Here is a 25,156-nt window from a genome sequence, read left to right as displayed (position 1 = left end):
CGAAGGCTGCCCTAGGCTGCGGCCATGCTCTCTGTGGTGGTGGCCCCCTGGGCGGGCGAGGCGGAGCCGGTGTTCGTGCGGGCGCCGGACGAACTGCACGATGCCGCGAGCACGATGAAGGTCGCGGTGTTGGCGGCGCTCGCCCGTGGCGGGGCGGATCTCGATGCCGAGGTGCCGGTGGTGAACCGGTTCGAGTCCGTGGTGGGCGGGGAGTTCGGCAACGATCCCGACTGGGACAGCGATCCGCTGCCGTGGGAGCTGCTGGGCACGCACGTGCCGCTGCGGCTGCTCGCCGAACGGATGATCACGCACTCCTCCAACCTGGCCACCAACCTGTGCCTGGCCCGGGTCGACCGGGCGGCGGTGGCCGAGGCGTGGCGGCGGGCCGGGGCGACGCGCAGCGCGAGCCCGCGCGGGATCGAGGACTACGCGGCGCGCGACGCCGGGGTGCACAACCTGGTGAGCGCGCGGGACCTGGTGCGGCTGCTGCACTCCCTGGGCGGGGAGCCGGAGTTGCTGGCGCTGCTGGAGCGCAACGCGTTCCGGGTGGACCTGGCGGCGGGCCTGCCGCCGGGCACCCGGATCGCCTTCAAGAACGGCTGGGTGCCCGGCGCCCGGCACAGCGTGGGCCTGGTCCACCCGCAGGACTGCCCGCCCTACCTGATCGCGGTCTGCTACACCGGCCCGCTGGCCTCGGGCGAGGACCGCACGGACCCGGCGGCCCGGCTGCTGGCCCGGGTCTCGGCGGCGGTGTGGCGGCGGCGGCACGAGCTCGCCGGCGCGTGAGCCGACGCGCGAGCCGACGCGAGAGCTGGCCGGCCGCCCGCCCGCCTGCTGCGCGGCTTCGCGCAGCAGGCGGGACAGCGGTCAGTACGGCTGGACGAGGACGTGGGCGGCGCCGGGGATGCCGACCTTGAGGAGTTCGTCCTCCTCTGGGGTGGTGGGCGTGCCGGTCTCCTGCTTGAGGACGGCCCGGGAGAGCGACTGGACCCACATGGCGCGGGGCCGGCGGCGCTCCTCCCAGGCGGCGAGCGCGGCGGGGACGGCCTCGGCGGCGTCCAGGCTCTGGGCGAGGACGAGGGCGTCCTCGACGGCCATCGCGGCGCCCTGGGCGAGGTGCGGGGTGGAGGCGTGGGCGGCGTCGCCGGCGAGCGCGATCCGGCCGACGTGCCAGGGCTCCTCGACGCTGACCTGGGAGATCCGCGAGTAGACCACGGCGGACGGGTCGGTGACCTGGGCGAGGGCCTCGGCGATCGGGCCGCCGAAGCCGGCCAGGCGCTCGGCGAGCTGCTCGTGGGCGTGCCCGGGGTCGGGCCGGAAGTCCTCGGCCTCGGCGAACACCGAGCCCAGGTACATGAGGTCGTCGGTGATCGGGGTGAGCAGTGCCTTGGCCTTGAGGTTGCCGGTGGACATCACCACGCCCTGGACCTCGGGTGAACGCGGCAGGGTGACGCGCCAGTTGGCGAAGCCGGTGTACTCGGGCGCGTACTTCTCCCCGTAGAGGCGCTTGCGCAGCGGGGAGCCGATGCCGTCGAAGCCGACGACGAGGTCGTAGCGGCCGCGGTGCCCGTCGGTGAGGGTGGCGTCGACGCCGTCGGCGTCCTCGGCGAGGTCGGCGATGGTGGTGCCGAAGCGCAGGGTGGCGCCGGCCCGGGTGGCGGCGGTGGCGAGTACCTGGGCGAGGGCGGGGCGGGGGATGCCGTTGTTGGAGGGGGCGTCGCCCATCCGGGGCTGCGGGATCTTGGCGAGGGTGGCACCGGTCGGGTCGCAGATGGTGAGCACCTCCCACTCGAAGCCGGCGGCGAGGCAGTCGTCGAGGACGCCTATCTCGCGCATCACGTGGAGGGCGTTGGAGGGCTGGATGATGCCGACGCCGAGGGCTTCCAGCTGGTCGCGGAGTTCGGCGACGTCGACGTGGTGGCCGCGCTTGGCGAGGGCGGTGGCGAGGGTGAGCCCGCCGATGCCGCCGCCGTGGACGAGGACGCGCAGGGGTGAGGTCATGGGGTAGCTCCTGGGGAAGGGAGGTGGTTCAGCCGACGGGGGCGGCGGAGAGGTCCATCAGGTGGTCGACCAGGGCGAGCAGCAGGTCGCGTCCGAAGGCGCGTTCGCGGACGTCGCCGAGGAGCATCGGTACCTGCGGGTCCAGGTCGAGGGCGGCGCGGATCTCGTCGGGGGTGCGGGTGTTGTGGCTGTGGAAGCAGTTGATGGCGACGACGAAGGGGATGCCCCGACTCTCGAAGAAGTCGATGGAGGCGAAGCTGGTGTCGAGTCGGCGGGTGTCGGCGATGACGATGCCGCCGAGGGCGCCGTTGACGAGGTCGTTCCACATGAACCAGAAGCGTTCCTGCCCGGGGGTGCCGAACAGGTAGACGACGAGGTCCGGGTTGACGGTGATCCGGCCGAAGTCGAGGGCGACGGTGGTGGTGTCCTTCTGGTCGACGCCGGACAGGTCGTCCACGCCGACGCTGGCCCGGGTCAGGTACTCCTCGGTGCGCAGCGGGGCGACCTCGCTGACGGAGCCGACGAGGGTGGTCTTGCCGACGCCGAAGCCGCCCGCGATGAGGATCTTGACGGCGGCCGGCGCGGTGGCGACGCCGGCGTCAGCGGCACTGCTGGGGTGGGGTGTTGCCATGGTTCAGAGTCTCCGGAGTCCTTCGCGAACGGCCGTGAGCAGGCCGAGGTCCACGCCTCCGGCGGCCCGGGCCACCGAGAGCGGTGCCCGGGCCCGCAGCAGGCCCTGGGCGACCAGGTCGCCCAGCAGGATCTTGGTGACCGAGACCGGGAGGTCCAGGCCGGCCGACACCTCGGCGACGGCGGCGGGCCGCCGGCAGTGGTCGAGGATCATCCGGTGCTCGGGCTGGAGGCCGCGGGCACCGGCGCGGCTGCCCCGCGCCAGGGCCCGGGTGGCCTCGTCCTCGACGGTGGTGAGCACGGTGATCAGGGTGAGGTCGTCGCGCTCGGGCGCGGTGCGGCCGCGGGTGATGGTGTACGGGCGCACCATGGCGCCCGACTCGTCCTCGGCGTCCTCGTCCGGCAGTTCGCTCCAGTGCGGGACCCCGCCGCGCTGCCCGCTCCCGTTTCCGCTCCCGTTCCCGTACGGGCCCACCGGTGTCAGCTCCGGTTCCGGGCGGCGAAGGCGTCGAAGCCGGCGGGGGAGGCGGCGCCGGCCTCGGCACGCACCGGGGTGGTCATCTTCTGGCCGACCTGCTGCACCAGGGTGTGCATGGCGACCGACATGACCTCGGCGTCGACCTCCTGGGAGGCGACGACGGCCAGGTGGGTGCCCCGGGCGGCGGCGATGATGAACAGCCAGCACTCGGCGAGTTCGACGATCACCTGGTGGACGGCCCCGCCGTCGAAGAGCTGGCCGACGCCGCGGGCCAGGCTCTGCTGGCCGGTGGCGACGGCGGCGAGGCGTTCGGCGTCGGCCCGTTCGATGGTGCGGGAGTGGCTGACGACCAGGCCGTCGTCGGAGAGCAGGACGGCGTTCCTGGTCCCGGGCACCGAGTCGACGAGTCCGTCCAGCAGCCAGTCCAGGTCCTGGTGGGTGGCGATCGTTCGGTTCATGACTGGTCATCCGTTCGTGTGGTTCGGGGGTCCGCGGCCGGCAGGGCCCAGGGGGAGGGGCCGGGCGCGGGCGTCGGGGAGCCGGCGGGGGCGGTGGGGGGAGCCGGTGGGGTCACGGCCCCGGGCAGCGGGTGCTCGCCGCTGTCCTGGGCGCGGGCGGCACGGGACTGGCGCTGGAAGGCGCCGATCGTCGCACCGGAACGCTTCGCCGGGCGCTGGAAGGGGCCGCCGGCGGGCTCGGTGGCCGGGGCGGCGGGTTCGGCGGCGGGCTCGGCCCACTGCGGGCGGGGCGCCGGCGGGACGCGCAGTTCGGCGGCCAGGCTGGCCTGCCGGACGCGCTGGGGCAGCGGGGGCTGCTCGGTCTCGCTGGGGCTGAGCGGCACCGCGGAGGCGTACTCGCGGCGCCGGCGCCGTTCGGCCAGCCGGTAGTGGTCGGCCGGGCGGTACTGCTCGTCGGCGTACGGGGCCTCGGCGTCGGTGACCCGGGCGTAGGCGATGTCCGGGTAGGCGGGCACGTCGTGCGAGGGCAGCTGGTCGACCGGGGCGTCGGGGGCCGGCGAGCTGTGCTCGATCGGCTGCTCGGCGTACGGGGCGGGGAACGGCGCGGGCTCGGCGGCGGGCGCGGCCTCGGGCTGGACGTACTCGACGTGCCCGAAGGCCTGGAGGGGGGCGGTCAGCGGGTCGTGCGGGAGCTGCTGGGTCTGCCCGAGCGGTTCCGCGTACCCGAGCGATTCCGCGTACCCGAGCGGTGCGACGTACCCGGGCTGCTCCACGTGCTGGACCTGCCCGAACGCCTCCACCGGGGGGAAGGATTCGGCCGCGGCGAAGGCCTCCACCGGTGGGAGGGGCTCCGCCGGCGCGAAGGACTCTCCCGGCGGGAAGGAGTCCACGGGCGCGACCGGCGGCCCCGCCGGCTCCGGCTCCGGGGCCTCGTTGGAGGCGGTGAGCAGCGCCTTGCGGGAGCGCCGCACGAGCGGGATCGGTTCGACGGGGGCGGCGTCGGGGAGTCCGGCGTCGCCGTCGATGACGAGCTCGTCGGGGACGAGCACGACGACCCGGGTGCCGCCGAAGGCGGACGGCCGGAACTCGATCTTGAGTCCGTTGTGCGCGGCCAGCCGGGCGATGACGTAGAAGCCGAGGCGGACGTCGTCCGCCCGGGCGAGCACGTCGGTGCGGGGCGGGCGGCTCATCAGTTCGTTGGCGGCGTCGTACTGCTCGGGGTCCATGCCGAGGCCGCGGTCCTCGATCTCGACGGCGAGTCCGCGGCCGACCATGGCGGCCCGGACCTCGACCGGGGTGGGCGGCTTGGAGAAGGTGGTGGCGTTCTCCATCAGCTCGGCGAGCACGTGCGCGACCGGGCCGACGGCCCGCTCGGACAGCCACGGGTGGCCCTCGACGTCGATCATGATCCGGCGGTAGTCCTGCACCTCGCCCTGCGCGGCGCGCAGCACGTCCAGCAGCGGGACGGGCTTGCGCCAGCGCCGCTGCGGCTGGCCGCCGGCCATGATGACGAGGTTCTCCTCGTAGCGGCGCAGGCGGGCGGTGAGGTGGTCGAGGTCGAACAGGCCTTCCAGGACCTCAGGGTCCTCGTGCTTGCGCTCCAGCTCGTCGAGCTTGCGCAGCTGGCGGCCGATCAGCAGCTGGGTGCGGCGGGCGATGCGCTGGAGCAGCCGCTCGAAGCCTCGGTGCTGCTCGGCCTGCTTGACGGCGGCCTCGACGGCGGAGGCGCGGGCCAGGTTGAGGGCCTGGCCGAGGCGGGCGAGCTCGTCGGTGCCGTTGCCGTGCGGGCCGGCGGTGATGGTGCGGCTGTCGGTCTCGACGTCGACCTGCTCGCCGCGGCCGAGGCGTTCGACGACCTCGGGGAGGGTGCGCTCCATCTCCTCGGCCTGGGTCTGGAGTTCCTTGATGCGCCGGCGCAGCGAGCGGCTGAGCCGCCAGGAGGCGATGATCACCGCGACGACGGTGATCAGGCCGACGACGGTGGTCAGGACGACCTTGGTGAGGAGGGAGAGGATGGTGCCCTTGCCGACGTCGACGATGGCGCTGGTGCGGTTCTCGATGGCCTTGACCAGCTGCGGGTTGAGCTGGTCGAGGGCCTGGCGCCACTGGTCCTGGGCGGCGGGGAGCTTGACGGTGCCGTTGGCCTCGGCGGCGGTGGGCTTGGTGAGCGACTGCTCGACGGCGGCCTTGGCCTGCCAGGCGGGGCTGTTCATCAGGTCGTGCCAGGCGGCGGCCTCGCCGTCCGGGATGTACGGGAGGACCTGGACGGTGAAGAGGTGCTCCTGCGCCCCGACGGCCTGCTGCACCTGCTGGTAGTCGGCGGCGGAGAGTCGCCCGGTGGGCCAGCCGCGGGCCAGGATGGCGTCCTCGCGGGCGAGCATCTCCTTGGCCCAGAAGGTGTTCACCAGGGTCTTGGAGACCCAGGTGACCTCGCCGGCGTCGACGCGGCTGAGTGCGGTGAACAGCCGCAGGTCGACGGCGATCAGGTCGGTGTAGTACGCGTAGAGGGCCTGCTGGTCGATCGAGCCGTGGTCGACGGCGGTGCGCTGCTCGGCGAGCTTGCCCATCGCCTGGCGGGCTTCGGTGACGGCGGTTCGGACCTCTTCGGGGGCGCTGTCGGCGGTCTCGCCGGAGAGGACCTGGAACTGGCGGACCGCGTCGTCGGTCTGCTGGCGCTGGCGGCGCAGCTGGTCGGTGTTGCCGCCGGGCCGGGCGAGCGCCTCGGCGCTGAGCCGGCGTTCTTCCTGGAGGCTGTAGTAGACGATGTTGGACGGCTGGCCGGCCTTCTGGGCGAGCAGGCCCTGGGCGGCCTGGCGCTGGAAGTCGAAGACGGTCTCGCCGCTGGTGACCGCCCACAGGGCGGCCAGGGCGATGCTGGGGACGACGGCGAGGACGAGCAGCGCCGTCCGCAGTGACAGGCGCGGACGCCTGCGGGGGGCCTTCGGCGTCGGGGGCCGCCGATTCGCACGCGCGCGCAGAGCAGTCTCCTTGGGGATGGCGGCCGGCCTGAGCGGGGCGGCCGTCCGGGGCACGGGCTTGACGAGGCGATACTAGTCATACCGTGTGATTGGAGTGAAAGTGCGTTCGCCGCCTGGGCCGTGGTCACACACGCTCCGGACACAATGTCATCTGACGGTTGATCGTGCGTGCTCGAAGCATCCCAGTTCGGAGCGGGTTGACGAGGCGTCGGCCATCGGAGCGGGCGGCCGGGTGGCCGCCGTGTGAAAACTGTGTGTCCGCGCTCCGGATATTCGCCCGACCGGTCGGTCGGTGGCCCCGGTGCCCGCTCCGCCCGCTCCGCTCAGTCGGCCAGCAGGCGCGACCGGGTGGCCTCCAGCTCGGCCGCCAGCACCCGCCCGGCCTCCTCGGGATCGCCCCGGTGCAGCGCCCCGACGAGGTCCGCGTGCGACGCGTAGCCGTGGTTCGGGTCCCCGCTGCGCAGCCCCAGCACCCCCACCAGGTCCACCAGGTGCTCCCTCAGGACCGGCGCGAACTGGGCGAACAGGTCGTCCAGCACCGGGTTGTGCGCGGCCGCCACCACGGCGGTGTGCAGCGCGATGTCGGCGTCCACGAAGGCCGCGTCGTCCGCGCCGCCCGCCGCCAGCCGGGTGGCCAGCGCCGTGTCCACGGAGGTGAGGTCCGTCTCCGTGCGGCGCGCGGCCGCCAGTCGGGCCGCCTGCACCTCGACCATGGTGCGCACCTCGTAGACGTGCGCCAGCTCCGCCCGGCGCAGCCGGGTCGGCCAGTCCAGGGCGGGCCGGTCCGCCGTCACGAACACGCCCGACCCCTGTCGGCTCTGCACCATCCCGGCGCCGGCCAGCGCGCGCAGCGCCTCCCGGACGGTCGAGCGGCCGACGCCCAGCTCCTTCGCCAGGGTCACCTCGCCCGGCAGCTTCCCGCCCACCGGCCAGTGTCCGGCGGTGATCTGCTCCTCCAGGCGTCGGGTGGCCTGGTCGACCAGGGGGGAGCGGTGGAGGGGGCCGAGCGGGGGCATTCGCGTTCACCTGTCAGCTTGTCTGAGGACTTGGTTCGTGGTTAGTCTACCCGGCATGCAGCCGTGGAGTCTCCCTCTGGGTGGCCTTCTTCTTGGTGGCCGCAGCGGGGCGTGACCGGACCGGCACCCCGCTGCGGGGCGCCGTCCTGCCGGTCCACCGGTACCTCCGTAAGGACTCATCATGCGATTCCCGACCCTGCGTACCCCCGCCGGCCCCGTCCCGGTCACCGCCCCCGCCTGGAACCCGCAGCGCCCGGGTGCCATGCCCTCCCACCGCTACCGGCCCGCCCACGAGCGCGTGCACGTCCCCGCGCTGATGCGGCGCTGGCCCGGCCGACGGATCGACCACGCCCCGCTGTGGGTCCCCGTCGACCTGCGCGACGGCAACCAGGCACTGGCCGAACCCATGGACCCGGCACGCAAACAGCGGATGTTCGACCTGCTCCTGGCCATGGGCTTCAAGGAGATCGAGGTCGGCTACCCCTCCGCCAGCCGCACCGACTTCGACTTCGTCCGGCAACTGGCCACCGTGCCCGGCGCGGTGCCCGAGGACGTCACCGTCGTCGTCTTCACGGCGGCGCGCGCCGACCTGATCGACCGCACCTTCGAGGCCGTCGAAGGCCTGCCCCGCGTCGTCGTCCACCTCTACACCGCCACCGCCCCGCTCTGGCGCGAGGTCGTCCTCGGGCGCGACCGGCACGAACTGCGGGCCCTGATCACCGAGGCCGCCACCCACCTGGCACGGCGGGCCGACGGCCGGCCCGGGGTGCGCTTCCAGTTCTCGCCCGAGGTGTTCAACCTGACCGAACCGGACTACGTCCTGGAGGTCTGCAACGGACTCACCGAACTGTGGGACGCCGGCCCCGACCGGCCCGTCGTCCACAACCTGCCCGCCACCGTCGAGATCGCCACCCCCAACGTCTACGCCGACCAGATCGAGTACCTGCACCGGCACCTGGAGCGCCGCGAGTCGGTGATCCTCTCCGTCCACCCGCACAACGACCGGGGGACGGGCGTCGCCTGCGCCGAACTGGCCGTGCTGGCCGGCGCGCAGCGGGTGGAGGGGTGCCTGTTCGGCAACGGCGAGCGGACGGGCAACGTCGACCTGGTGACGCTGGCGCTCAACCTGCACACCCAGGGCGTCGACCCCATGCTCGACTTCTCCGACCTCGACGAGATCCGCCGCACCGTCGAGCACTGCAACCGGCTGCCCGTGCACGAGCGCCACCCCTACGCGGGGGACCTGGTGCACACCGCCTTCTCCGGCACCCACCAGGACGCCATCAAGAAGGGCTTCGCCCACCACGCCAAGGTGGCGGCCGAGTCCGGCGTCCCGGCGCGCGAGGCGCCCTGGTCGGTGCCGTACCTGCCGATCGACCCGGCCGACCTCGGCCGCGACTACGAGGCGGTCATCCGGGTGAACAGCCAGTCCGGCAAGGGCGGCATCGCCTACCTGCTCCAGACCGGGCACGGGCTGGAACTGCCGAGGCGGCTCCAGATCGAGTTCTCCCGGGTCGTGCAGGAGGCCACCGACGACAGCGGGCGGGAGGTGACGGCGGAGGGACTGTACGGGCTCTTCCGCGCGGAGTACCTGGACGCGGCGCCGGACTGGCCGTGGCAGGCCGGCGACGACTGGGCGGAGGTGGACGGCCGGCGCGGCGAGGGCGCCGGGCCGCTCGACGCGGTGGCCGACGCGCTGCGGGTCGACATCCTGCACTTCAGCGAGCACGCCGTCGGGGCGGGTGCGGGTGCGGGCGCTGGTGCGGGTGCGGGTGCGGGCGCTGGTGCCGGCTCCGGTACCGACGCCGTCGCCTACGTCGAGGCCCGGGTCGGGGGACAGGTGGTGTGGGGCGCCGGGCGGGACGGCTCGGTGCTCACGGCGGGCGTACGGGCGGTGCTCAGCGCCGTCGGCCGCGCGCAGCGGGGGTGACGGACGGGCCGCCGTCGGCCGTCGCGCCGGAGTGACCCGTACGGACGGGAGTTGTACGGAGACGGCCCACCGCGACACCGTGCGCGGTGGGCCGCGCCGCCTACATCGGTTTCGGTGCGATCACCGCGAACGGCGCGCCCTGCGGGTCGGTCACCACCGACATCCGGCCCGCCACCATGTCGAACGGCGGGGCGAGGACGGTGCCGCCGTGCTTGACCAGGGCGTCGACGGTGGAGTCGACGTCGTCCACCGCGAAGTACGTCAGCCAGTGCGCGGGCGTGCCGGACGGGTCGTCGGCGAGCAGCGAGACCCCGCCGACCGCCCGGCCGCCGACCCGCAGCTCCCAGTACTGCTCGGCGCCCTGCGCCGGCTCGATCTCGATGCCGAACGCCTCGCCGTAGAAGGCGGTGGCGCCGGGCAGGTCGCTGGTGTGCAGCTCGTTCCAGATCAGCGCGCCACTCTCGTTGACGACCCGGGCGCCGAAGAACTCGCCCGGCTGCCAGACGCCGAACACCGCGCCCTGCGGGTCGGCGGCGATCAGCATCCGGCCGAGCTCGCCGACGTCCATCGCCGGGACGAGCAGGGTGCCGCCCGCGCCGACGATCGCGTCCTGGGTGGCCTGGGCGTCGGTGGTGGACAGGTAGCTGGTCCACACGGTCGGCGGGGTGGGCATCCCCTCCGGCGCCATCGCCGGTCCGATCCCGGCCGACGGCTTGCCGTTCAGCTCGCAGACCGCGTACCCGCCGAACTCGGCCGGGCCGACCTGCCCCTGCCAGCCCAACAGGTCGCGGTAGAAATCCAGTGCCGCCTGCTGGTCCTGCGCCATCAGATCGACCCAGCACGGGGTGCCGGTCGGGTACGGAGTGGTGACTTCGGGCATTCTCGCTCCTTCAGGTGAGGTCCTGCGTCGGTCACCCTCTCGTCGCGGACCGTGCGCCGCCACTCGACACGCTGTCACGACCCGCCGGGCGGCCGGTGACGAGCCGGTCAGCGCCGGTCAGCACCGGTCAGCGCCGGTCACCGCCGTCGAAGCGGGCAGAGCGGGGGCGTTTCGGAGGTGGGGCCGAACGTCCGGGGGCACGCCACGGCGGCGACCGACCGGAGCTGCTGGCCGGGTGTCCAGTACGTCCACACCACGTCGTGCGGGAACGTGTCGAGGAACGCCAGGGCGTGATCCAGCCGGGTGAACGCGGGGAGGTCGGCCTCCGAAGCGGGGGAGTCGGCGAGCTGCTTGCCCAGCCAGTCGAGCGCCTCGGCGGGGTCGTTGGTGGTGAGCCTGATCTGCGCCGCCGACTTGGCGAGCCAGTGCATGACCTCCAACGGCGGTATGGGGCTGCCCCATTCGGGCCGCGAGCCGTTCTGCGGTTCCGGCGACCGCCGCTCGGCGTCGTCGGGTCGCTTGCTGCCCGCCCACGCGTAGCAGTGCCAGTGGAGGCCGGGCCTGTTCCAGTGATCCATGAGCGCCCTACCCTGGGTGTGAGGCGGGCCCCGCTCCCAGTTGCGTTGGGAGCGGGGCCCGCTGGTGCGAGGTGGTGCGTCAGGCGGAGGCGGTGAAGCGGTCCGGGTCGATGCCGGCGGAGCTCAACTCCACGGTGGTGAAGCGCAGTTCCCGCCCCGGCGCCTTGGTGTCGCCCATCACCCACAAACCGCCGGCCACCCCCGGCACCTCCTGCAGGGTCACGCACGACTCCCCGTCGTCACCCCCACCCTGGTTCCCGCCACGCGCCTTGTAGGCGGCGAGTCCGGCCGGGATCTCGATCTCGTACAGGTCGCTCACTGCACTGCCTTCCTGTTCGGTGAAAGGGGAATCCGTTCCCACGCGGTGGTGCACCCGCACGCGGTCGGATTCCCCAAATGGCCGGATGCGGGAGTCTGTTGGTTTTGCCTCACGCGGCGGTGTCCGGGTTCAGGCACTCCCCGACCTCGCGATGCTTCCGCCGGAGGACCGTCACGTCCGTGAGCTTCGAACGGTCCAAGCCCTCCGGGTCCTTGAACGCCTCCCGCGCCATGGCGTCGTGCCAGCAACAGGTGGGGCACAGTCCGGAGTCCGGTGCGGCCGGCTCGGGTTCACGCTGGGCGATCTCACGCAGAGACATCTGGCCGGCTCCCTTCCTGGGGCGCTTCGTTGACGAGGAAGACGCTACGGAGGGTAGGCGGTTGGTCTCTACGAGGTTCTACAAGATTGCACGCCCATCACCCGAGTGCATCAATCGCCGCCGTGATCAGCGCGCGGGCCGGGGTGCCGTACACCGCTATGTCGGACAGCTTCTGAAACGCGGCGAGGTACTGGGCGATCTCGCCCGGCGCGGTCATGGTCACGGCAGCGGTGAGGGTTTCGACCTGCGCCTGTTCGCTGTCGTAGACGCTGAACGTCTCCAGTGGCCAGATGTCCCGGTCGGCGTTGAGGGGGATGACCCCGAGCGACACGGCGGGCAGGGACATGATCGCCAGCAGGTAACCGAGTTGCCCAGACATCGCGTCCGCGTCGCCGACCCGGTATCGCAGGACGGACTCCTCCACCACCACGGCGAACCGGTGGTCGCCCTCCCGCAGGATGTGCGACCGTGCGAGCCGGGCGGAAACGGCGTCTGCCACGTCATCGGGCGTGCCGCGAAAGCGGGTGATGGAAGAGAGCAACGCCGTTGCGTAACCGTGGTTCTGAAACAGCCCGGGAACCACTGTCGAACAGTAGACCCGGAACACGCGGGTGCGCTCGAACAGGGGCACATAGGAATCCTGCAACCTCCTGAGCCCGGTACGCTGGAGGCGCTTCCACTCCACGTACATCTCATCCGCTGAGCGTGATGCGGCGATGAGATCGGCGGTCTGATCGTCGGCTCTGCACAGCCGACACCAGATCCGAATGTCCTCATCGGACGGCGGAGTTACCGCGTTGATGATCCGAGACGATTTCGAGGGATGCCAGCCGGCTTGGCGAGCCAGCTCACGCCCGTTGAGTCCAGCGTCCTTGCAGAGGTCTCGCAGGCGGGCGGCGAGCGCTTTGCGTGCTGATTGGACGCTGGATGACGGAGATGTGGGCATGAGCTGGCAGTCCGGTGCTTCGTAGGTCAGATCCGATAGTTCTCGTGAGGAACGGCCCGCGACCAGACCGCTTCGAACGCCGAGGCGCAGAGCTTCGCCACGGCAGGATCCTCCGTCACCTCGTCGCCCAGATAGGCACCCGCCCCCGAGAAGTGGCCGAACCTCACAACCGTGTCGTCGAACACCCAGAAGTCGTTACCGGGAAGGGCGAGGTCAGATGCCCGGCGACGCGGCAGCCACCGGATCTGCTCGCCCGCGGACACATTGGCGAACGTACCTTCGTGGAGGTACTGCGTGTACTCGCTGACCGGCTCGGAGACGATTCGCGCGCGGCGGATCTCGACACCCCGCGCCACCGCGCCCGATACGAGATCGAGCCAAGGGCGCCACCAGGAGGCGCGGTCGGCCAGGTTGTGGCGATGCCCCGCCCGCCATGCGGCGACGCGCGGGGCCTCGTCCGGGTCGTCGTACGAGTCCCGCATCTCAAGGTGAACCGCCGAGCGCTGGGCGGTGTCCAGAAGCTCAACGAACGTGGGCGCCTTCGGCGACATCAATAGCCTCCCTGAGAGCGGCAGCCATGCGGACGGGCAGCCGCAGCACGGTCTCACTGTCGGGGATCGGCCCTGCGGCCAAGCACTCCTCTTCGGTTGCCTGGTCGACCTTCCAGCCCTGAATGACGAATTCCCCCGCGTCCTTGTCGACCCACACCGTCGGGCAGTTGGCCCCATCCGTGTTCGGGTCCTTGGCGATGAAGGTTAGTGCCATCGTTCCCTCCGTGCCTCGCGGTTGCATGGATGTGCAAGACCATCCACCCGCAGCCAGGCTGTAGTCAAGAGGTTACAAGCGGTTGATCTGCGCACTCGGGTGATCCGGGCACTCATTGTGACCGGCATGGAGCCGGGGCGGCGCTGGGATTGTGCGGCCTTCCGAGCCTGAGCCCAGGGAGGCCGCCGTGTCCCGAACGCCGCAGCAGATCTTCCGCATCCGCGACGGGAAGATCGCTCGACTGCGTGACTACTTCGGGCCTGAGCTGGCGAGTTGATGAGCTGAGAACATCCGACCAGTCACGGCCGGCGTCACGCCAGGGCGCGGAAGAAGGTCCGGATGTCGGCCACCAGCAGGTCGGGCTGTTCCAGGGCGGCGAAGTGGCCGCCGTGGTCGAACTCCGTCCAGTGCACGATGTTGTCGATGCGTTCGGCGAAGGCGCGGACCGGCAGGGTGATGTCGTGGGGGAAGACGGCCATGCCGGTGGGGACGGTGGAGGGGGTGGCCTCGGTCCAGCCGTTGCGGGCCGACTCCTTGTACAGCCGCGCGGAGGAGCCGGCGGTGGCGGTCAGCCAGTACAGCATCACGTTGGTGAGGAGGTGGTCTCGGGGCACGGCACCTTCGGGAACGCCGCCGTCGCAGTCCGTCCATTCGCGGAACTTCTCGACGATCCAGGCGAGTTGGCCGACCGGTGAGTCGGTGAGCGCGTAGCCGACGGTGTGCGGGCGGGTCGCCTGGACGGCGGTGTAGCCGGAGGTTTCGGCCTGATGGCGGGCCCAGGTGTCGAGCCGTTCGCGGTCGAGGGCGTCGAGGGTGGACGGGTCGCCGGTGGGGAAGGTGGGGGAGGTGTTGACGTGCACGCCGATGACCCGGGTGGGGGCGGCGAGGCCGAGTTCGCGGGAGATGCCGGAGCCCCAGTCGCCGCCCTGGGCGCCGTAGCGCGGGTAGCCGAGGCGGTCCATCAGTTCGGCCCAGGCACGTGCCACGCGCCGGTAGTCCCAGTCGAGTTGGCTGGTCGGTCCGGAGAAGCCGTAGCCCGGGATGGAGGGCGCGACCACGTGGAAGGCGTCGCGCGGGTCGCCGCCGTGGGCGCGGGGGTCGGTGAGCGGGCCCAGGATGTCCAGGAATTCGGCCACCGAGCCGGGCCAGCCGTGCGTGATGATCAGCGGGGTGGCGTCGGGTTCGGGTGAACGGACGTGCAGGAAGTGCACGTTGGCGCCGTCGAGGGTGGTGGTGTACTGCGGGAAGGTGTTGAGCCTGGCTTCGTGTGCGCGCCAGTCGTAGCCGGTCCGCCAGTACTCGGCCAGGTCCTGGAGGTAGTGGAGCGGGACGCCGTAGTCCCAGTCGGCGCCGGGCAACGAGTCGGGCCAGCGGGTGCGGGCGAGGCGGTCGCGCAGGTCGTCGAGCTGGTGCTGTTCGATGGCGATGCGGTAGGGGCGGATGTCGGTTTCGGCGGTCATGGCGGGGCCTTTCGAAGCATGGGGTGGGGTCAGGTCGTCGGCAGGATGTGGGCGAGCAGGGCCGCTTCCAGGTCGCGCAGCGGGAAGGTCGGGTCCTCGGCGGCGAGGGTGAGGCCGCCGCGGATGCCGGCGAGGAGGAGCAGGCGGGCGGCGGCGGGGTCGGGGACGCGGCAGGCCGCCAGGGCTTCGTCCAAGGCCTGTAGGAGGTCGGCGGAGGCGAGGTCGGCGCCTGCGGCGACCAGGACGGCGCGGGCTTCGGGGTCGGCGAGCAGGGCGGAGACGGCCCGGCTCTCCTCGACCTCCTCGGGGGCGGAGTCCAGGCCGAGCAGGGCGGAGCGGACCAGGAGTTGCAGGGTGGCGGCAGGGCTGTCGGCCGGCTGGGCGGCGAGCGCCGCGCGGGTCCGTTCGCGCCAGCCGTCGGCGATGTCGATCAGCAGGCCGTCCTTGCTGCCGAAGTAGCGGGAGGGCAGTCCGTCGGCGACGCCGGCCCGGGTGGCGACCTGGCGCAGGGTGGTGGCGCGGTAGCCCTGTTCGGCCATGAGCAGGACGGCGGCGCGCCGGATCTTGGCGCGGGTCGCTTCGCGGACGGCCGCCGAGGCCTCAGGCGTGCGGGGCATGGGGGTGTCCGGTGTTTGGTTGAACCATTGTTCAATATAAACACACGGCAAAGGTCCGCGTCACGCCCGGCGCGGGCCCCGGGGAGTCGGAGGTGGCGGGGCAGCCGCTAGCCCAGTTCGTAGCGGACGATCTCGTCGGTCGCGGTGGTCACGGCGAAGCCGGTCTTCACCAGGACCCTTCCCGAAGCGGGGTTGCCCACGCGGTGCTCGGCGGTGACCCGTGGGGTGCGGTGGTGGGCGAGGAACCGGCGCACCGCTGTGGTGGCGTAGCCGTGACCCCAGGCGTCCTCGCGCAGGATGTAGCTGAGACTGCCCGTGTGGCCGGTGATGCGGAGCCGGACGATGCCGAGCAGGTCGTCGTGGACGTCGATGCCGAGGACGCGTGCGGTGCGCGGCCGGCGGGCGTCGGCCTCCTGGGCTTCGCGTATGTAGTCGTGGGCCTGGGCGGCGGTCATCTGGCCGAACCACGGGTCGGCGACCGACCTGCCGCTGTAGATGCGGCGGACGGCGTGGGCGTCGCCCGGCCGGAGCTCGCGCAGGTGCACCCTTCCTCCAAGTCGTGGCGTCGGTCCGGGGCTTCCGCGCGCCGCGCGGGAAGCCGACGGGAGGCCCCGGGCCTGGACGGCTCAGGCGAAGATGAGGCGGAAGATCTGGTTGTGGACGAAGAAGCCGCCGGGCTGGCCGGGGATCGGCTGCAGGTTGAACGTCTCGGCGAACTGCAGGGGCTTGTCGAAGGCGTTGTCGATGAGGAGGTTGCCCGTGACGGTGACCAGTACGCCGTTGCCCGGGGCGGGCTGTGCGTCGGTGGTGTTCACCTTGTGCTTGACGGTGGCCAGTTGGGGCGTCGTCAGCTTCGCGAGGATGTTCTGCTGTCCCTGGACCTGGGCGTTCTCCCAGGTGAGCATCGACTCGGGTCGGTAGAGGCTGTTGAGGTTCGGGCGACCCGAGATGCCGGAGTCGAAGGTGTTGTAGTAGTGCGGCACGAACGAGTTGGCAACGGCGTTGAAGTCCATGCGCGGAACGTACCAGTCCGCTCACAGCGGGTGTGCGCTGTTTGACGGAACTGCCACCGGGGTGACCGGATCCCCTTATCCTGGAAGGCTCCTGACGAGCCCGGTGCCCGTGCCCGTCTTGACCCTCCCGTCGTGGGAGAGCCGACAGTGGAGTGCAAGCACGTCGATGAGGTCGATGAAGCGGTGCTGTTGAGCCTCGGAGAGGTCGCGCGGCTTCGAGCGCCCTGCTGCCGGCGGCCAGTGTTCCGGCGCACCGCCGGTGTCGGTGGGTGCGGGTAGCGTGAGCTCACGTGGGCAGTTGGGCCGACACCCGGGGGGACCGATGGAGAACGCGCCGGACCACGGCCGGACCGTGCGGAACGGTTCGCTCGCCATGATCGGCCTGGGGGTCCTGCTGTTCGTCCTCAGCCTGGTCTACCTGATACCGCACGACATGGGGGTGACGTCGGCTCTCCGCAGTCGCGGCGTCCACATGCCGGCGGTCGTCACCGAGTGCACTGAGGTGAGCGCGCCGCAGGACAACCCGGCGGGCAACGCCAACTGCCGGGTGCGGTTCACGACCTCCGAGGGGGCGTCCGTCGAGACCCGACTCGCCTACGTGACCGACACCGTCAAGGCCCGCGACACCGTGGCGGTGGTGTACGACCCCTGGCACACGGACGTCGCCGCCCTTGCTTCGAGCATCGGTTTCTGGAACTCACTGGGCCGGAACGCGCTCGATGTGGTCGCACTGGTGGCGTCTGTCGTCATGACCCTGCTGGGCCTCGCGGTCCATCTCGCGTACCGCCGGCTCACCCGGGCACGCAGGCGGCCCACCGCTCTTTAGGCGGTGAGGAGTGGGAAGTCGGCCCCGCCGATGTGGCCGTGCCGCGCTTGCCGCCAGTCGATGTAACTATTACAGTTACGACATGGAGAGGGGTGATGGGCGGCATGAGCGCGAACAGTAGGTTGACCGTCGCCGCGCACGCCCTGACCTGGATCGGGCTGTACCAGCGCCGTGGTCACGAGGTCGCGACCTCCGAGCAGATCGCGACGAGCGTCAACACCAACCCCGTGGTGATCCGCCGCCTGCTGGCCCAGCTGCGCAAGGCGGGCCTGGTCGACTCGCGAAGGGGTGCCGGGGCCGGCTGGACGCTGTCGCGGGACCTGTCGGCGATCACCCTGCTCGACGTCTACGAGGCGGTGGAGCCAGGGCCGATCTTCGCCCTGCACCCCGCCACGCCCGACCCCGAGTGCGTCGTGGGCCACGGCATCGCTCCGGTGATGGCCGCCGTCTACGACGGGATCGAGGCCACCCTCCGCCGGGAGCTGTCGGGAACCACGCTGGAGGATGTGCTGCGCGATGTGCTGAAGGCCGCCTAGCCTCGGCCGTGGCAGTGCTTCCTGCGCCGGTTTTTGCGCCCAAAAATGTAACAAGAATAGTTACGTCAAGATTCGGAGAATCTCATGGGACAGCTGGACAACAAGACCGCCCTCGTCACCGGCGCCTCCACCGGCATCGGCCTGGCCATCGCCCGCCGCTTCGCCGCCGAGGGGGCGACCGTCTACCTCACCGGCCGCCGTGAAGCCGAGCTGGCGGCCGCCGTCGAGCAGGTCGGCAGCCGGGGCATCGGCGTCCGGGGCGACGTGTCGAAGCTCGACGACCTCGACCGGCTCTTCGCCGAGATCACCGAACGCAGCGGCCGGCTCGACATCGTCGTGGCCAACGCGGGCCTCGGGGACTTCGGCCCGCTCGGCGAGATCACCGAGGAGGAGTACGACCACACCACCTCCGTGAACCTCAAGGGCACGGTGTTCACCGTGCAGAAGGCGCTCCCGCTGCTGTCGGCCGGCGCCTCGGTGATCCTGCTCTCGTCCAGTGCGGCCCTGCGCGGCGTCCCGGGTCTGGGCGTCTACGCCGCGACCAAGGCCGCGATCCGCAGCCTCGCCCGCACCTGGGCCACCGAACTCGCCGGTCGCGGCATCCGGGTCAACGCCCTCACCCCGGGCCCGGTCACGACCCCCGGCGCCGACGAGCTGCGGGCCGCGTCCCCCCAGGTCGATCAGGCCGTCGCCACGACCCCGCTCGGTCGCGTCGGCCGACCCGAGGAGGTCGCCGCCACCGCCCTCTACCTGGCCGGGGACCAGAGCTCCTTCACCACCGGCGCGGAACTGCTCGTCGACGGCGGCCTCACGCAGCTCTAGGGTTGTTCCGTCTCGGCACGGAACCTGAGCGGGGTGGAAAGGCGGAGTGGGAAGTCGGCCCAGCCGACTTCCCACTCCCTCACCGGACTTCGGTCAGCGGCACAGGGCCGTGTCCACGACGTTCTCGACGTGCTCCGAGCCGGCGGCGTCCGGCGGGACGGTGGTCACCGCGATGTTGACGGCGCGGCCGTCGTCCGTCGCCCCGCCCCGGGTCTCGTAGCCGGGGATGTCGCCGCCGTGGCCCCAGTAGACGCCGCCGCAGGACAGCGGTCGGCTGATGAGCCCCAGGCCGTAGGCGGCGCCGCTGTCGCCGATGGGGACGGTGGTGCGCATCTGGGCGAGCTGGGCCGGTTGCAGGAGGCGGCCGCCGAGGAGGGCGGTGAAGAACTGGTTGACGTCGGAGTTGGTGGAGATCATCTGGCCCGCCGCCCCGCCCGCGGAGGGGTCCAGCTCGGTGAAGTCGATCAGGTGCCCGTCGGTCGCGTCCTTGAGGTAGCCCTGGGGGTGGGCCTCGCGGATGGTCCGGTCGCCCTGGGCGGGGTAGTAGGTGTGCCGCAGGCCGAGGGGCTTGATGATGCGCTGGTCAATCTGTTCGGCGATGGGGCGGCCGGTGACCTTCTGGACGACCAGGCCGGCGAGCACGTAGTTGGTGCTGCTGTACTTGAAGCTCGCCCCCGGGGCGAAGTCGGCCTTGTGCTGGAAGGCGATGTCCAGCAGGTCGCGCGGCTCGAAGTACCGGTGCTGGATGGAGGGTTCGTCGATGTAGCCCTCGTAGTCCGGGAGCCCGCTGGTGTGCTGGAGGAGCTGGCGGACCGTGATGTGGCGCCCGTCGATGCCGTCGCCGCGGACCAGGCCGGGGAGGTAGGACTCGACGGGCTCGTCGAGCCCGATCTTCCCCTCGCCGACCAGCTGCAGCACGACCACCGCGGTGAACGTCTTGGTGTTGCTGCCGATCCGCACCTGGCCGTCGACCGGCACCTTCGCGCGGGTGGTGACGTCGCCGACCCCCGCGGTGTAGGTGCGGGTGCGGCCGTCACGGCCCTGGACGCCGGCCAGCGCGGCGGGCAGGCCGTCGTCACGGACCAGCGCGTTCAGCCCCTGCTGGACGGCGTCCGGGCGGGGGGCGGCGGCTGCCGTGGACGGTGCCAGGGCGGTGCCCGCGGTCATGAGGCCGACGGCCACCGCGGCCGCCGCCGCCACGACGACCCCGCGCCGACCGGCCTGCGGGCGCCGGGAGGAGAGCCGGGACGAACGCCGGGAAGAAGGCCGGGAGGAAAGCGGCTGCCACATCTGCTCACGCACGAGTCAACTCCGGTGCAATCAAGGGGAGGCCGGGAGGTCCTCCCCGGGTGTGATCGCCAGTCTGCTCGGGCGGCTCGTCGATGACCTCCCCCGACCGGGGGAGCACTTTCTCCCACGTTTCCGCGATGCGCACCGACCGCGCCGACCGTCCCGCACGCCGACCGCCCGCACGCCGACGCGGGGCCGGCCCGACGGGGGTGCGGGCCGGCCCCGCGGGCCTGGTCGGGCGGTCGTGATCGGCCCGGTCGTGATCGGCCCGGTCGTGATCGGCCGGTCGTGTTCAGCCGGTCGCGCCGACCGCTACTCGGTCAGCATCTTCTCGCCGGCGTCCGGCAGCTTGGCGCCGTTCTTGTCGAAGAACTGCCACGACGTCACCTTCTTGCCCGGCTGCTCGGGGACCACCAGCCGCTGGTACGGCGAGTCCCCGACGGCCTTCAGCCACGGCTCCATGACCGAGCCGTCCGACCAGGTCACCAGGACCTTGCCGACGTCCGGGCCGAGGGCCATCACGGCGAGCTTGATCGGGAGCGGACCGGGCGTGCCGGCCTTGTCCCGGGCGCCCATCAGGCCGCCGCTGAACGTGTCGGCCATCCGCGGGTCGACGTGGCCCGGCGCCGGGTAGCTGCCCGCGTTGTCGTACGGCTGGCGCACGTCGTCCAGGGTGACGTAGTCGTTCACGACGTCCTCGGTGGGCTGCCAGTACTGCTGGATGAACGCCTCCGTCGGCTTGTCGAGTGAGGAGTCGACGGCGTGGCGCTCCTCCCAGACGGCCACCGCCTGCTCGTACGCCCGCTCCTTCGGGGCGACCGGCCAGAGCGCCGTCCAGAGCTTCCACGTCTTGCCGTCGGGGGTGCTGCCCTGGGCCAGCGTCACCCGGACCGGGGTGAACGGATCCCGCTCGGCCGTCGCCGTGCCGGACGGCTGGGCGGCCGGACCGCCCCCGGTGCCGCCGCCGGGACCGCCGTTGGCCGGGACGAGCGACTGGGTGCCGCTGCTCGCGGGGGAACTGTGCAGACCCGCCATCGTCCCGCCGCCCAGCACCACCACGGAGGCCAGCGCGAGCGCGCCGACCACCGACCGGCGACGGCGCCGGATCCGGCGGCCGCCCGCCATGATGTCCGCCATCGGCGCCGGGCCGACCTTGGCCCCGGCCGCCACCTCCGCCAGGCCGAGCCCGACCCACACGTCGCCGTCGTCGCCCGCCGCGCCCATGCCGACCGTCCCGCCGTTGCCACCCGCGCTCATACCGCACCTCCGATGCTCGTCATGCCCTTGATTTCCTTCAGCGCTGCGGCCCCCCGCAGTCTCGCGATCCCCTTGGCCGCGTGGCTGCGCACGGCTCCGGCCGAGCAGCCCATCGCCTCGGCGGCCTGACTGTCGCTCAGGTCCTCCCAGTACCGCAGCACCACGGCCTCGCGCTGGCGGGCCGGCAGGGCGGCCAGCGCCGTCATCAGCGCGCCGCGCTGGTCGGAGCGGGCGTAGCAGTCCTCCGCCCCGGCCTCGTCCGGTACCGCGTACACCAGCAGCTCCGGCGCGCGGCGGCGCCAGCGGCGGGCGTGTTCGTTCACCAGGATCCGCCGCACGTAGCTGTGCGGATCGCCGGCCCGTCGCACCTTCGCCCAGGCCGCGCAGGCCTTCTCCGCCGCGGACTGCACCAGGTCCTCGGCCGCGTACTGCTCCCCGGCCAACAGGTACGCCGTCCGCAGCAGCCGTGGCCAGGCCCCGACGATGAACGCCTGGAACTCCTCGTCCCGGTCGGTCTTCGTGCCTCCCATGAGCACCTCCTCACCCACCTAGAGCCCGGAAGCGGCCCAAAGCGCTTACTCCCGCCGATCACCAAACCGGTTGGCGTCCCCCGGGGGCGTCGATACGATCCGCGGATGATCCTCTCCCATGACGTATCTCATGACCTGCCGGGCAACCGCCCCACCGTGGTGCTGCTGCACTCGTCCGTGTGCGACCGGAGGATGTGGGACCCGCAGTGGCAGGGGCTGGTCGACGCGGGCTACCGGGTGATCCGGGGCGACTTCCGGGCCTTCGGCGACACGCCGCCGGCCGACGCCCCGTACAGCGACGCGCAGGACGTGCTGGCGCTCCTCGACCACCTGGGCGTCGAGAGCACCGCGCTGATCGGCGCCTCGTACGGGGGGAAGGTCGCCATGGACGTGGCGGCGCTGCGCCCCGGGGCCGTCACCGCGCTGGCCCTGCTCTGCTCCGGGGCGTCCGGGCACGTCGCCGGTGACGCCCTGATGGCCTTCGCCGCGCGGGAGCGGGAACTCCTCGCGACCGGGGACGTGGAGGGCGCCGTCGAGCTCAACGTCGAGAGCTGGCTGGGCCCGGAGGCGGGCGACGAGGCCCGCGAACTCGTCCGCCGGATGCAGCGGCGTGCCTTCGAGGTGCAGGCGGACGCCGAGGTCGGCCCCACCGACGACGAAGCGGACCTCTCCCGGATCACGGCGCCCTGCCTGGTCGTGACCGGCGGCCACGACCTGGACGACTTCCGGCAGATCGCCGACTCCTTGGCGACCCGGATCCCCGGTGCCCGCCGGCTCGAACTGCCCTGGGCCGGCCACTTCCCCGGCCTGGAGCGGCCCGAGGAGACCTTCGAGTTGCTCACCGGATTCCTCCGCGAGACGGCGTAGGAGCCCCGAGCAGCGCTGCCTCAGCCGGCGGAGCCGCGCCGGCCGGGCCGGGGCGGGTCTGGGCAGGCCGGGTCGGGGGAGGACGGAGCGGGACAGGCTTGGCCGGGGCAGGCCGCGTCGGGATCGTCCAGCAGCAGCTCCAACAGCGGTACGGCCGCCTCCAGTCGGCGGCACTGCTGCGGGGTGAGCCGCGTGCTGCGGCGGGCCAGCAGAGCGGAGCGCTCCCGGCGGATCCGGGTGATCGCTGCCAGGCCGGCCGGGGTGAGTTCGAGCAACTGGGAGCGGCCGTCCAGCGGGTCGGGGGTCTTGGCGATCAGGCCGTCGGCGGTCAGCGGGGCGATCGTACGGAGCACGGACGGCACGGCCACTCCCTCCCGCGCGGCGAGTTCGCCGAGCCGCAGCGGGCCGTGCACCTCCACCCGGGCCAGGGCGGAGAGTTGGGCGACGGTGAGGTCCTGGCCGCCGGAGGCGCGGGCCATCTGCCGGTTGAGCCGGCCGATCGCCAGCCGCAGCCGGACGAGGGCCTCGGCGGAGAGACCGGCCCCGGCTCCGCTGTGGCTCCCGGCCCCGGTGTCGGCATCGGGGTCGGTCACGGTGTCGGCGTCAGTCACGGCGTCGGTGTCAGTCACGGTGTCGGCGTCGGTCGCGGCATCGCGCCCGGTCATGGCCTGCGGGCCTTTCCGTGCGGTGCGGGCCGGTTCGCGCCGGGCCGTCCGGCGGCCTCGCCCGCGCCCGGCCGGGGGCGGCGGGGGCGCCGCGGCCCGGTCCGCTCGCGCACCAGCGAGGCCGCCGCGGCGACCAGCGACATGGCGATCGCCAGCCAGAACACCACGACCAGGCCGTCGTGGAAGGGGCCCGAGATCAGTTGCGGGAAGAACTCCCGGCCGGTCAGCGTCCGGGCGTTGGCCGCCGGGAGCATGCCGAGCACGTGCGGGCCCAGCAGCTGCTGGATCGGGTTGTAGCCGAGGAACGCGGCGAAGAGCGTGCCGACCGGTGGCAGCGAGGCGATGGTGTGCGCGTCGGCGGCGGGCACGCCCTGCGAGGTCAGCCCGGCGGTGAGGGTGTGCGGCAGCGAGCCGGCCAGGCCGGCCACCATCAGGGAGAAGAAGACGCCGATCGAGAGCACCATGCCGGCGTTCTGGAAGGTGGCCCTCATGCCGGAGGCGGCGCCGCGGGCCTCGGCCGGCACGCTCGACATGATCAGCGAGGTGTTGGGGGCCGCGAACAGGCCGCCGCCCAGGCCGTTGAGGAACACCAGGACGGCGAACCACGGGTAGCCGAAGTCGGTGGGCAGGAGCAGCAGTCCGGCGAAGGACAGGGCCATCACCACCAGCCCGCCGGAGGCGAACAGCCGGGCCCCGGCCCGGTCGGAGAGGTAGCCCGAGACCGGCCCGGCGGCCAGGAAGCCGACGGTCAGCGGGACGAGGTAGATGCCCGCCCACAGCGGGGTGTCGGCGTAGTCGTAGCCGTGCAGCGGCAGCCAGATGCCCTGGAGCCAGATGATCAGCATGAACTGGAGGCCGCCGCGGGCGATCGAGCCCAGCAGGGTGGCCGCGTTGCCGCCGGCGAAGACCGGGTCGCGGAACAGCGCCAGCGGGAACATCGGCTCGGCGACCCTGGACTCGACCAGGCAGAAGGCGATCAGCAGCGCCACACCGCCGAACAGCCCGCCCAGCACCCAGGGGCTGGTCCAGCCCATGGTGTGGCCGCCGTAGGGCTGGATGCCGTAGGTGATCGCGGCGAGCAGGGCGGTCAGGCCGACGGCGAAGGTGATGTTGCCCCACCAGTCGATCCGGGCGGGCCGCCGTACGCCGGTCTCGCGCAGCGACCGGTAGGCCCAGACCGTGCCGAGGATGCCGATCGGCACGTTGACCCAGAAGATCGACCGCCAGTTCCACTCGGCCAGCAGCCCGCCCAGCACCAGGCCGATGAAGGAGCCGGCGATGCCCGCGACGATGTTCACCCCCAGCGCCATGCCGCGCCGGTGGGCGGGGAACGCGTCGGTGATGATCGCGGCCGAGTTGGCCATCAGCATCGAGCCGCCGATCGCCTGCACCACCCGCCAGCCGATCAGCCACAGCGCGCCCGGCCCGCCGTGCAGCGGGTCGAGGGAGAGGGCCACCGAGGTGAGGGTGAAGATCAGGAAGCCGGCGTTGTAGATCCGCACCCGGCCGTGGATGTCGCCCAGCCTGCCGAGGGTGACCACCAGGACGGCGGTGACCAGCATGTAGCCCATCAGCATCCACAACAGGTAGCTGACGTTGCCGGGTTGGAGCGGGTCCAGGCCGATGCCGTTGAAGATCGCGGGGAGGGAGATCAGGACGATCGAGGCGTTGATGGTGGCGATCAGGGTGCCGAGAGTGGTGTTGGAGAGTGCGACCCACTTGTACCGCGGATGGTCCGCCGCCACGGCCCCGCGGACCGTGCGGACGCGCCTGCCTCTGCCGTTGTTCGGGATCTTCGTCGCCACCGCTGCCCCCAGGTGAGTGGCAGGCCGGGGGCCGCCAGTCGGAGAGTACTTCGATAGCTTTCGCTAACTAACGATAGTCCGACCATCCTGCTGCCGATACCCCGCAGGCATCCCGGGGGCCGCCACCGGCCACCGGCGGCCGGCCACCGACCGTCGGTGGCCGGCCGCCG

The 25,156-nt window shown here is 72.3% G+C and carries 28 protein-coding genes; 6 read left to right on the top strand and 22 right to left on the bottom strand.

Going from position 1 to position 25,156, the window contains the following annotated elements:
• The first annotated feature begins 24 nt into the window (after window positions 1-24).
• Window positions 25-786: a serine hydrolase gene (locus AB0O82_RS01740; RefSeq protein WP_363579621.1), complete on the top strand. Its 762-nt coding sequence runs from the start codon at window positions 25-27 to the stop codon at window positions 784-786.
• Between the two features lie 81 nt (window positions 787-867).
• Here AB0O82_RS01740 and AB0O82_RS01735 read toward each other — a convergent pair whose 3' ends face one another.
• From AB0O82_RS01735 to AB0O82_RS01710, 6 genes are all read right to left on the bottom strand, one after another.
• Window positions 868-2,001, bottom strand: a complete 1,134-nt coding sequence (locus AB0O82_RS01735) for an FAD-dependent monooxygenase (RefSeq protein WP_363579620.1) — start codon at window positions 1,999-2,001, stop codon at window positions 868-870.
• Between the two features lie 28 nt (window positions 2,002-2,029).
• On the bottom strand, window positions 2,030-2,632 hold the full coding sequence (locus AB0O82_RS01730; protein WP_363579619.1) for an ATP/GTP-binding protein: 603 nt from the start codon (window positions 2,630-2,632) through the stop codon (window positions 2,030-2,032).
• Window positions 2,633-2,635: 3 nt separating this feature from the next.
• Window positions 2,636-3,001 (bottom strand): DUF742 domain-containing protein, encoded by a 366-nt coding sequence (locus tag AB0O82_RS01725; protein WP_363579675.1) that lies wholly within the window; start codon window positions 2,999-3,001, stop codon window positions 2,636-2,638.
• A gap of 110 nt (window positions 3,002-3,111) precedes the next feature.
• Window positions 3,112-3,567: a roadblock/LC7 domain-containing protein gene (locus tag AB0O82_RS01720; protein WP_363579618.1), complete on the bottom strand. Its 456-nt coding sequence runs from the start codon at window positions 3,565-3,567 to the stop codon at window positions 3,112-3,114.
• On the bottom strand, window positions 3,564-6,599 hold the full coding sequence (locus tag AB0O82_RS01715) for a nitrate- and nitrite sensing domain-containing protein (protein WP_363579617.1): 3,036 nt from the start codon (window positions 6,597-6,599) through the stop codon (window positions 3,564-3,566). The genes AB0O82_RS01720 and AB0O82_RS01715 overlap by 4 nt, the downstream gene beginning before the upstream one ends.
• Window positions 6,600-6,868: 269 nt before the next feature.
• On the bottom strand, window positions 6,869-7,561 hold the full coding sequence (locus tag AB0O82_RS01710; protein WP_363579616.1) for an FCD domain-containing protein: 693 nt from the start codon (window positions 7,559-7,561) through the stop codon (window positions 6,869-6,871).
• Window positions 7,562-7,742: 181 nt separating this feature from the next.
• Here AB0O82_RS01710 and AB0O82_RS01705 point away from each other — a divergent pair, with 181 nt between their 5' ends.
• Window positions 7,743-9,491, top strand: a complete 1,749-nt coding sequence (locus AB0O82_RS01705; protein ID WP_363579615.1) for a 2-isopropylmalate synthase — start codon at window positions 7,743-7,745, stop codon at window positions 9,489-9,491.
• Between the two features lie 100 nt (window positions 9,492-9,591).
• Here AB0O82_RS01705 and AB0O82_RS01700 read toward each other — a convergent pair whose 3' ends face one another.
• From AB0O82_RS01700 to AB0O82_RS01650, 11 genes are all read right to left on the bottom strand, one after another.
• A complete protein-coding gene (locus tag AB0O82_RS01700; RefSeq protein WP_363579614.1) occupies window positions 9,592-10,371 on the bottom strand; it encodes a VOC family protein in 780 nt (259 codons plus the stop codon).
• 137 nt (window positions 10,372-10,508) lie between these two features.
• On the bottom strand, window positions 10,509-10,949 hold the full coding sequence (locus AB0O82_RS01695; protein ID WP_363579613.1) for a hypothetical protein: 441 nt from the start codon (window positions 10,947-10,949) through the stop codon (window positions 10,509-10,511).
• Between the two features lie 79 nt (window positions 10,950-11,028).
• The gene (locus AB0O82_RS01690) at window positions 11,029-11,268 is read right to left on the bottom strand and encodes a DUF397 domain-containing protein (RefSeq protein WP_363579612.1); all 240 of its coding nucleotides are present in this window, start codon (window positions 11,266-11,268) and stop codon (window positions 11,029-11,031) included.
• Window positions 11,269-11,377: 109 nt separating this feature from the next.
• Complete coding sequence (locus AB0O82_RS01685; protein ID WP_363579611.1) at window positions 11,378-11,587, bottom strand: hypothetical protein; 210 nt, start codon at window positions 11,585-11,587, stop codon at window positions 11,378-11,380.
• Between the two features lie 97 nt (window positions 11,588-11,684).
• The gene (locus tag AB0O82_RS01680; protein ID WP_363579610.1) at window positions 11,685-12,533 is read right to left on the bottom strand and encodes a helix-turn-helix transcriptional regulator; all 849 of its coding nucleotides are present in this window, start codon (window positions 12,531-12,533) and stop codon (window positions 11,685-11,687) included.
• A gap of 26 nt (window positions 12,534-12,559) precedes the next feature.
• Window positions 12,560-13,084, bottom strand: a complete 525-nt coding sequence (locus AB0O82_RS01675) for a DUF6879 family protein (RefSeq protein WP_363579609.1) — start codon at window positions 13,082-13,084, stop codon at window positions 12,560-12,562.
• On the bottom strand, window positions 13,056-13,298 hold the full coding sequence (locus tag AB0O82_RS01670) for a hypothetical protein (protein WP_363579608.1): 243 nt from the start codon (window positions 13,296-13,298) through the stop codon (window positions 13,056-13,058). The genes AB0O82_RS01675 and AB0O82_RS01670 overlap by 29 nt, the downstream gene beginning before the upstream one ends.
• A gap of 311 nt (window positions 13,299-13,609) precedes the next feature.
• Complete coding sequence (locus AB0O82_RS01665) at window positions 13,610-14,758, bottom strand: epoxide hydrolase family protein (protein ID WP_363579607.1); 1,149 nt, start codon at window positions 14,756-14,758, stop codon at window positions 13,610-13,612.
• Between the two features lie 29 nt (window positions 14,759-14,787).
• Window positions 14,788-15,375, bottom strand: coding sequence for a helix-turn-helix domain-containing protein (locus AB0O82_RS01660; RefSeq protein WP_363579606.1), 588 nt, complete (start codon window positions 15,373-15,375; stop codon window positions 14,788-14,790).
• Between the two features lie 107 nt (window positions 15,376-15,482).
• The gene (locus AB0O82_RS01655; RefSeq protein WP_363579605.1) at window positions 15,483-15,920 is read right to left on the bottom strand and encodes a GNAT family N-acetyltransferase; all 438 of its coding nucleotides are present in this window, start codon (window positions 15,918-15,920) and stop codon (window positions 15,483-15,485) included.
• Window positions 15,921-16,001: 81 nt separating this feature from the next.
• Entirely contained in the window at window positions 16,002-16,388 is a 387-nt protein-coding gene (locus AB0O82_RS01650; protein WP_363579604.1) for a nuclear transport factor 2 family protein, read from the bottom strand.
• A 322-nt stretch (window positions 16,389-16,710) separates the two neighbouring features.
• Between AB0O82_RS01650 and AB0O82_RS01645 the strand changes: the two genes are divergently transcribed.
• The 3 genes from AB0O82_RS01645 to AB0O82_RS01635 all read left to right on the top strand — a co-directional run bounded on the left by AB0O82_RS01645 (window position 16,711) and on the right by AB0O82_RS01635 (window position 18,572).
• Window positions 16,711-17,214, top strand: a complete 504-nt coding sequence (locus tag AB0O82_RS01645; protein ID WP_363579603.1) for a hypothetical protein — start codon at window positions 16,711-16,713, stop codon at window positions 17,212-17,214.
• 104 nt (window positions 17,215-17,318) lie between these two features.
• On the top strand, window positions 17,319-17,750 hold the full coding sequence (locus tag AB0O82_RS01640; protein WP_363579602.1) for an Rrf2 family transcriptional regulator: 432 nt from the start codon (window positions 17,319-17,321) through the stop codon (window positions 17,748-17,750).
• An 84-nt stretch (window positions 17,751-17,834) separates the two neighbouring features.
• Window positions 17,835-18,572 carry an SDR family oxidoreductase gene (locus AB0O82_RS01635; protein ID WP_363579601.1) on the top strand — a complete coding sequence of 246 codons (738 nt, stop codon included), beginning with the start codon at window positions 17,835-17,837 and terminating at the stop codon, window positions 18,570-18,572.
• A 93-nt stretch (window positions 18,573-18,665) separates the two neighbouring features.
• Here AB0O82_RS01635 and AB0O82_RS01630 read toward each other — a convergent pair whose 3' ends face one another.
• The 3 genes from AB0O82_RS01630 to AB0O82_RS01620 form a co-directional block, all read right to left on the bottom strand.
• Complete coding sequence (locus AB0O82_RS01630) at window positions 18,666-19,739, bottom strand: serine hydrolase domain-containing protein (protein WP_363579674.1); 1,074 nt, start codon at window positions 19,737-19,739, stop codon at window positions 18,666-18,668.
• Window positions 19,740-20,174: 435 nt separating this feature from the next.
• Window positions 20,175-21,119 carry a hypothetical protein gene (locus AB0O82_RS01625; protein WP_363579600.1) on the bottom strand — a complete coding sequence of 315 codons (945 nt, stop codon included), beginning with the start codon at window positions 21,117-21,119 and terminating at the stop codon, window positions 20,175-20,177.
• Window positions 21,116-21,649, bottom strand: coding sequence for a SigE family RNA polymerase sigma factor (locus AB0O82_RS01620; RefSeq protein ID WP_363579599.1), 534 nt, complete (start codon window positions 21,647-21,649; stop codon window positions 21,116-21,118). Before AB0O82_RS01620 ends, AB0O82_RS01625 begins: the two co-directional genes overlap by 4 nt.
• A 105-nt stretch (window positions 21,650-21,754) precedes the next feature.
• On the opposite strand from AB0O82_RS01620, the gene AB0O82_RS01615 reads away from it, so the two are divergent.
• Window positions 21,755-22,516, top strand: coding sequence for an alpha/beta fold hydrolase (locus AB0O82_RS01615; RefSeq protein ID WP_363579598.1), 762 nt, complete (start codon window positions 21,755-21,757; stop codon window positions 22,514-22,516).
• 20 nt (window positions 22,517-22,536) lie between these two features.
• Here the strand turns inward: AB0O82_RS01615 and AB0O82_RS01610 are convergent, their stop codons facing one another.
• Both AB0O82_RS01610 and AB0O82_RS01605 read right to left on the bottom strand, forming a co-directional pair.
• On the bottom strand, window positions 22,537-23,181 hold the full coding sequence (locus AB0O82_RS01610) for a MarR family transcriptional regulator (protein ID WP_363579597.1): 645 nt from the start codon (window positions 23,179-23,181) through the stop codon (window positions 22,537-22,539).
• Complete coding sequence (locus AB0O82_RS01605; RefSeq protein ID WP_363579596.1) at window positions 23,178-24,926, bottom strand: MFS transporter; 1,749 nt, start codon at window positions 24,924-24,926, stop codon at window positions 23,178-23,180. Before AB0O82_RS01605 ends, AB0O82_RS01610 begins: the two co-directional genes overlap by 4 nt.
• Window positions 24,927-25,156 lie beyond the last annotated feature (230 nt).

This window comes from Kitasatospora sp. NPDC088264 (assembly GCF_040685715.1).
Taxonomy (GTDB): Bacteria; Actinomycetota; Actinomycetes; order Streptomycetales; family Streptomycetaceae; genus Kitasatospora.
The sequence above is the reverse complement of the archived record's forward strand: the minus strand, read 5'-3'. Positions and strand labels throughout refer to the sequence as shown.

Bases quoted from the DNA above. Each gene is read 5' to 3' on its own strand.
- AB0O82_RS01740 (WP_363579621.1), top strand. From the start codon at position 25: ATGCTCTCTGTGGTGGTGGCCCCCTGGGCGGGCGAGGCGGAGCCGGTG.
- AB0O82_RS01735 (WP_363579620.1), bottom strand. From the start codon at position 2,001: ATGACCTCACCCCTGCGCGTCCTCGTCCACGGCGGCGGCATCGGCGGG.
- AB0O82_RS01730 (WP_363579619.1), bottom strand. From the start codon at position 2,632: ATGGCAACACCCCACCCCAGCAGTGCCGCTGACGCCGGCGTCGCCACC.
- AB0O82_RS01725 (WP_363579675.1), bottom strand. From the start codon at position 3,001: ATGGTGCGCCCGTACACCATCACCCGCGGCCGCACCGCGCCCGAGCGC.
- AB0O82_RS01720 (WP_363579618.1), bottom strand. From the start codon at position 3,567: ATGAACCGAACGATCGCCACCCACCAGGACCTGGACTGGCTGCTGGAC.
- AB0O82_RS01710 (WP_363579616.1), bottom strand. From the start codon at position 7,561: ATGCCCCCGCTCGGCCCCCTCCACCGCTCCCCCCTGGTCGACCAGGCC.
- AB0O82_RS01705 (WP_363579615.1), top strand. From the start codon at position 7,743: ATGCGATTCCCGACCCTGCGTACCCCCGCCGGCCCCGTCCCGGTCACC.
- AB0O82_RS01700 (WP_363579614.1), bottom strand. From the start codon at position 10,371: ATGCCCGAAGTCACCACTCCGTACCCGACCGGCACCCCGTGCTGGGTC.
- AB0O82_RS01695 (WP_363579613.1), bottom strand. From the start codon at position 10,949: ATGGATCACTGGAACAGGCCCGGCCTCCACTGGCACTGCTACGCGTGG.
- AB0O82_RS01685 (WP_363579611.1), bottom strand. From the start codon at position 11,587: ATGTCTCTGCGTGAGATCGCCCAGCGTGAACCCGAGCCGGCCGCACCG.
- AB0O82_RS01680 (WP_363579610.1), bottom strand. From the start codon at position 12,533: ATGCCCACATCTCCGTCATCCAGCGTCCAATCAGCACGCAAAGCGCTC.
- AB0O82_RS01675 (WP_363579609.1), bottom strand. From the start codon at position 13,084: ATGTCGCCGAAGGCGCCCACGTTCGTTGAGCTTCTGGACACCGCCCAG.
- AB0O82_RS01670 (WP_363579608.1), bottom strand. From the start codon at position 13,298: ATGGCACTAACCTTCATCGCCAAGGACCCGAACACGGATGGGGCCAAC.
- AB0O82_RS01665 (WP_363579607.1), bottom strand. From the start codon at position 14,758: ATGACCGCCGAAACCGACATCCGCCCCTACCGCATCGCCATCGAACAG.
- AB0O82_RS01660 (WP_363579606.1), bottom strand. From the start codon at position 15,375: ATGCCCCGCACGCCTGAGGCCTCGGCGGCCGTCCGCGAAGCGACCCGC.
- AB0O82_RS01650 (WP_363579604.1), bottom strand. From the start codon at position 16,388: ATGGACTTCAACGCCGTTGCCAACTCGTTCGTGCCGCACTACTACAAC.
- AB0O82_RS01645 (WP_363579603.1), top strand. From the start codon at position 16,711: ATGGAGAACGCGCCGGACCACGGCCGGACCGTGCGGAACGGTTCGCTC.
- AB0O82_RS01640 (WP_363579602.1), top strand. From the start codon at position 17,319: ATGAGCGCGAACAGTAGGTTGACCGTCGCCGCGCACGCCCTGACCTGG.
- AB0O82_RS01635 (WP_363579601.1), top strand. From the start codon at position 17,835: ATGGGACAGCTGGACAACAAGACCGCCCTCGTCACCGGCGCCTCCACC.
- AB0O82_RS01630 (WP_363579674.1), bottom strand. From the start codon at position 19,739: ATGACCGCGGGCACCGCCCTGGCACCGTCCACGGCAGCCGCCGCCCCC.
- AB0O82_RS01625 (WP_363579600.1), bottom strand. From the start codon at position 21,119: ATGAGCGCGGGTGGCAACGGCGGGACGGTCGGCATGGGCGCGGCGGGC.
- AB0O82_RS01620 (WP_363579599.1), bottom strand. From the start codon at position 21,649: ATGGGAGGCACGAAGACCGACCGGGACGAGGAGTTCCAGGCGTTCATC.
- AB0O82_RS01615 (WP_363579598.1), top strand. From the start codon at position 21,755: ATGATCCTCTCCCATGACGTATCTCATGACCTGCCGGGCAACCGCCCC.
- AB0O82_RS01610 (WP_363579597.1), bottom strand. From the start codon at position 23,181: ATGACCGGGCGCGATGCCGCGACCGACGCCGACACCGTGACTGACACC.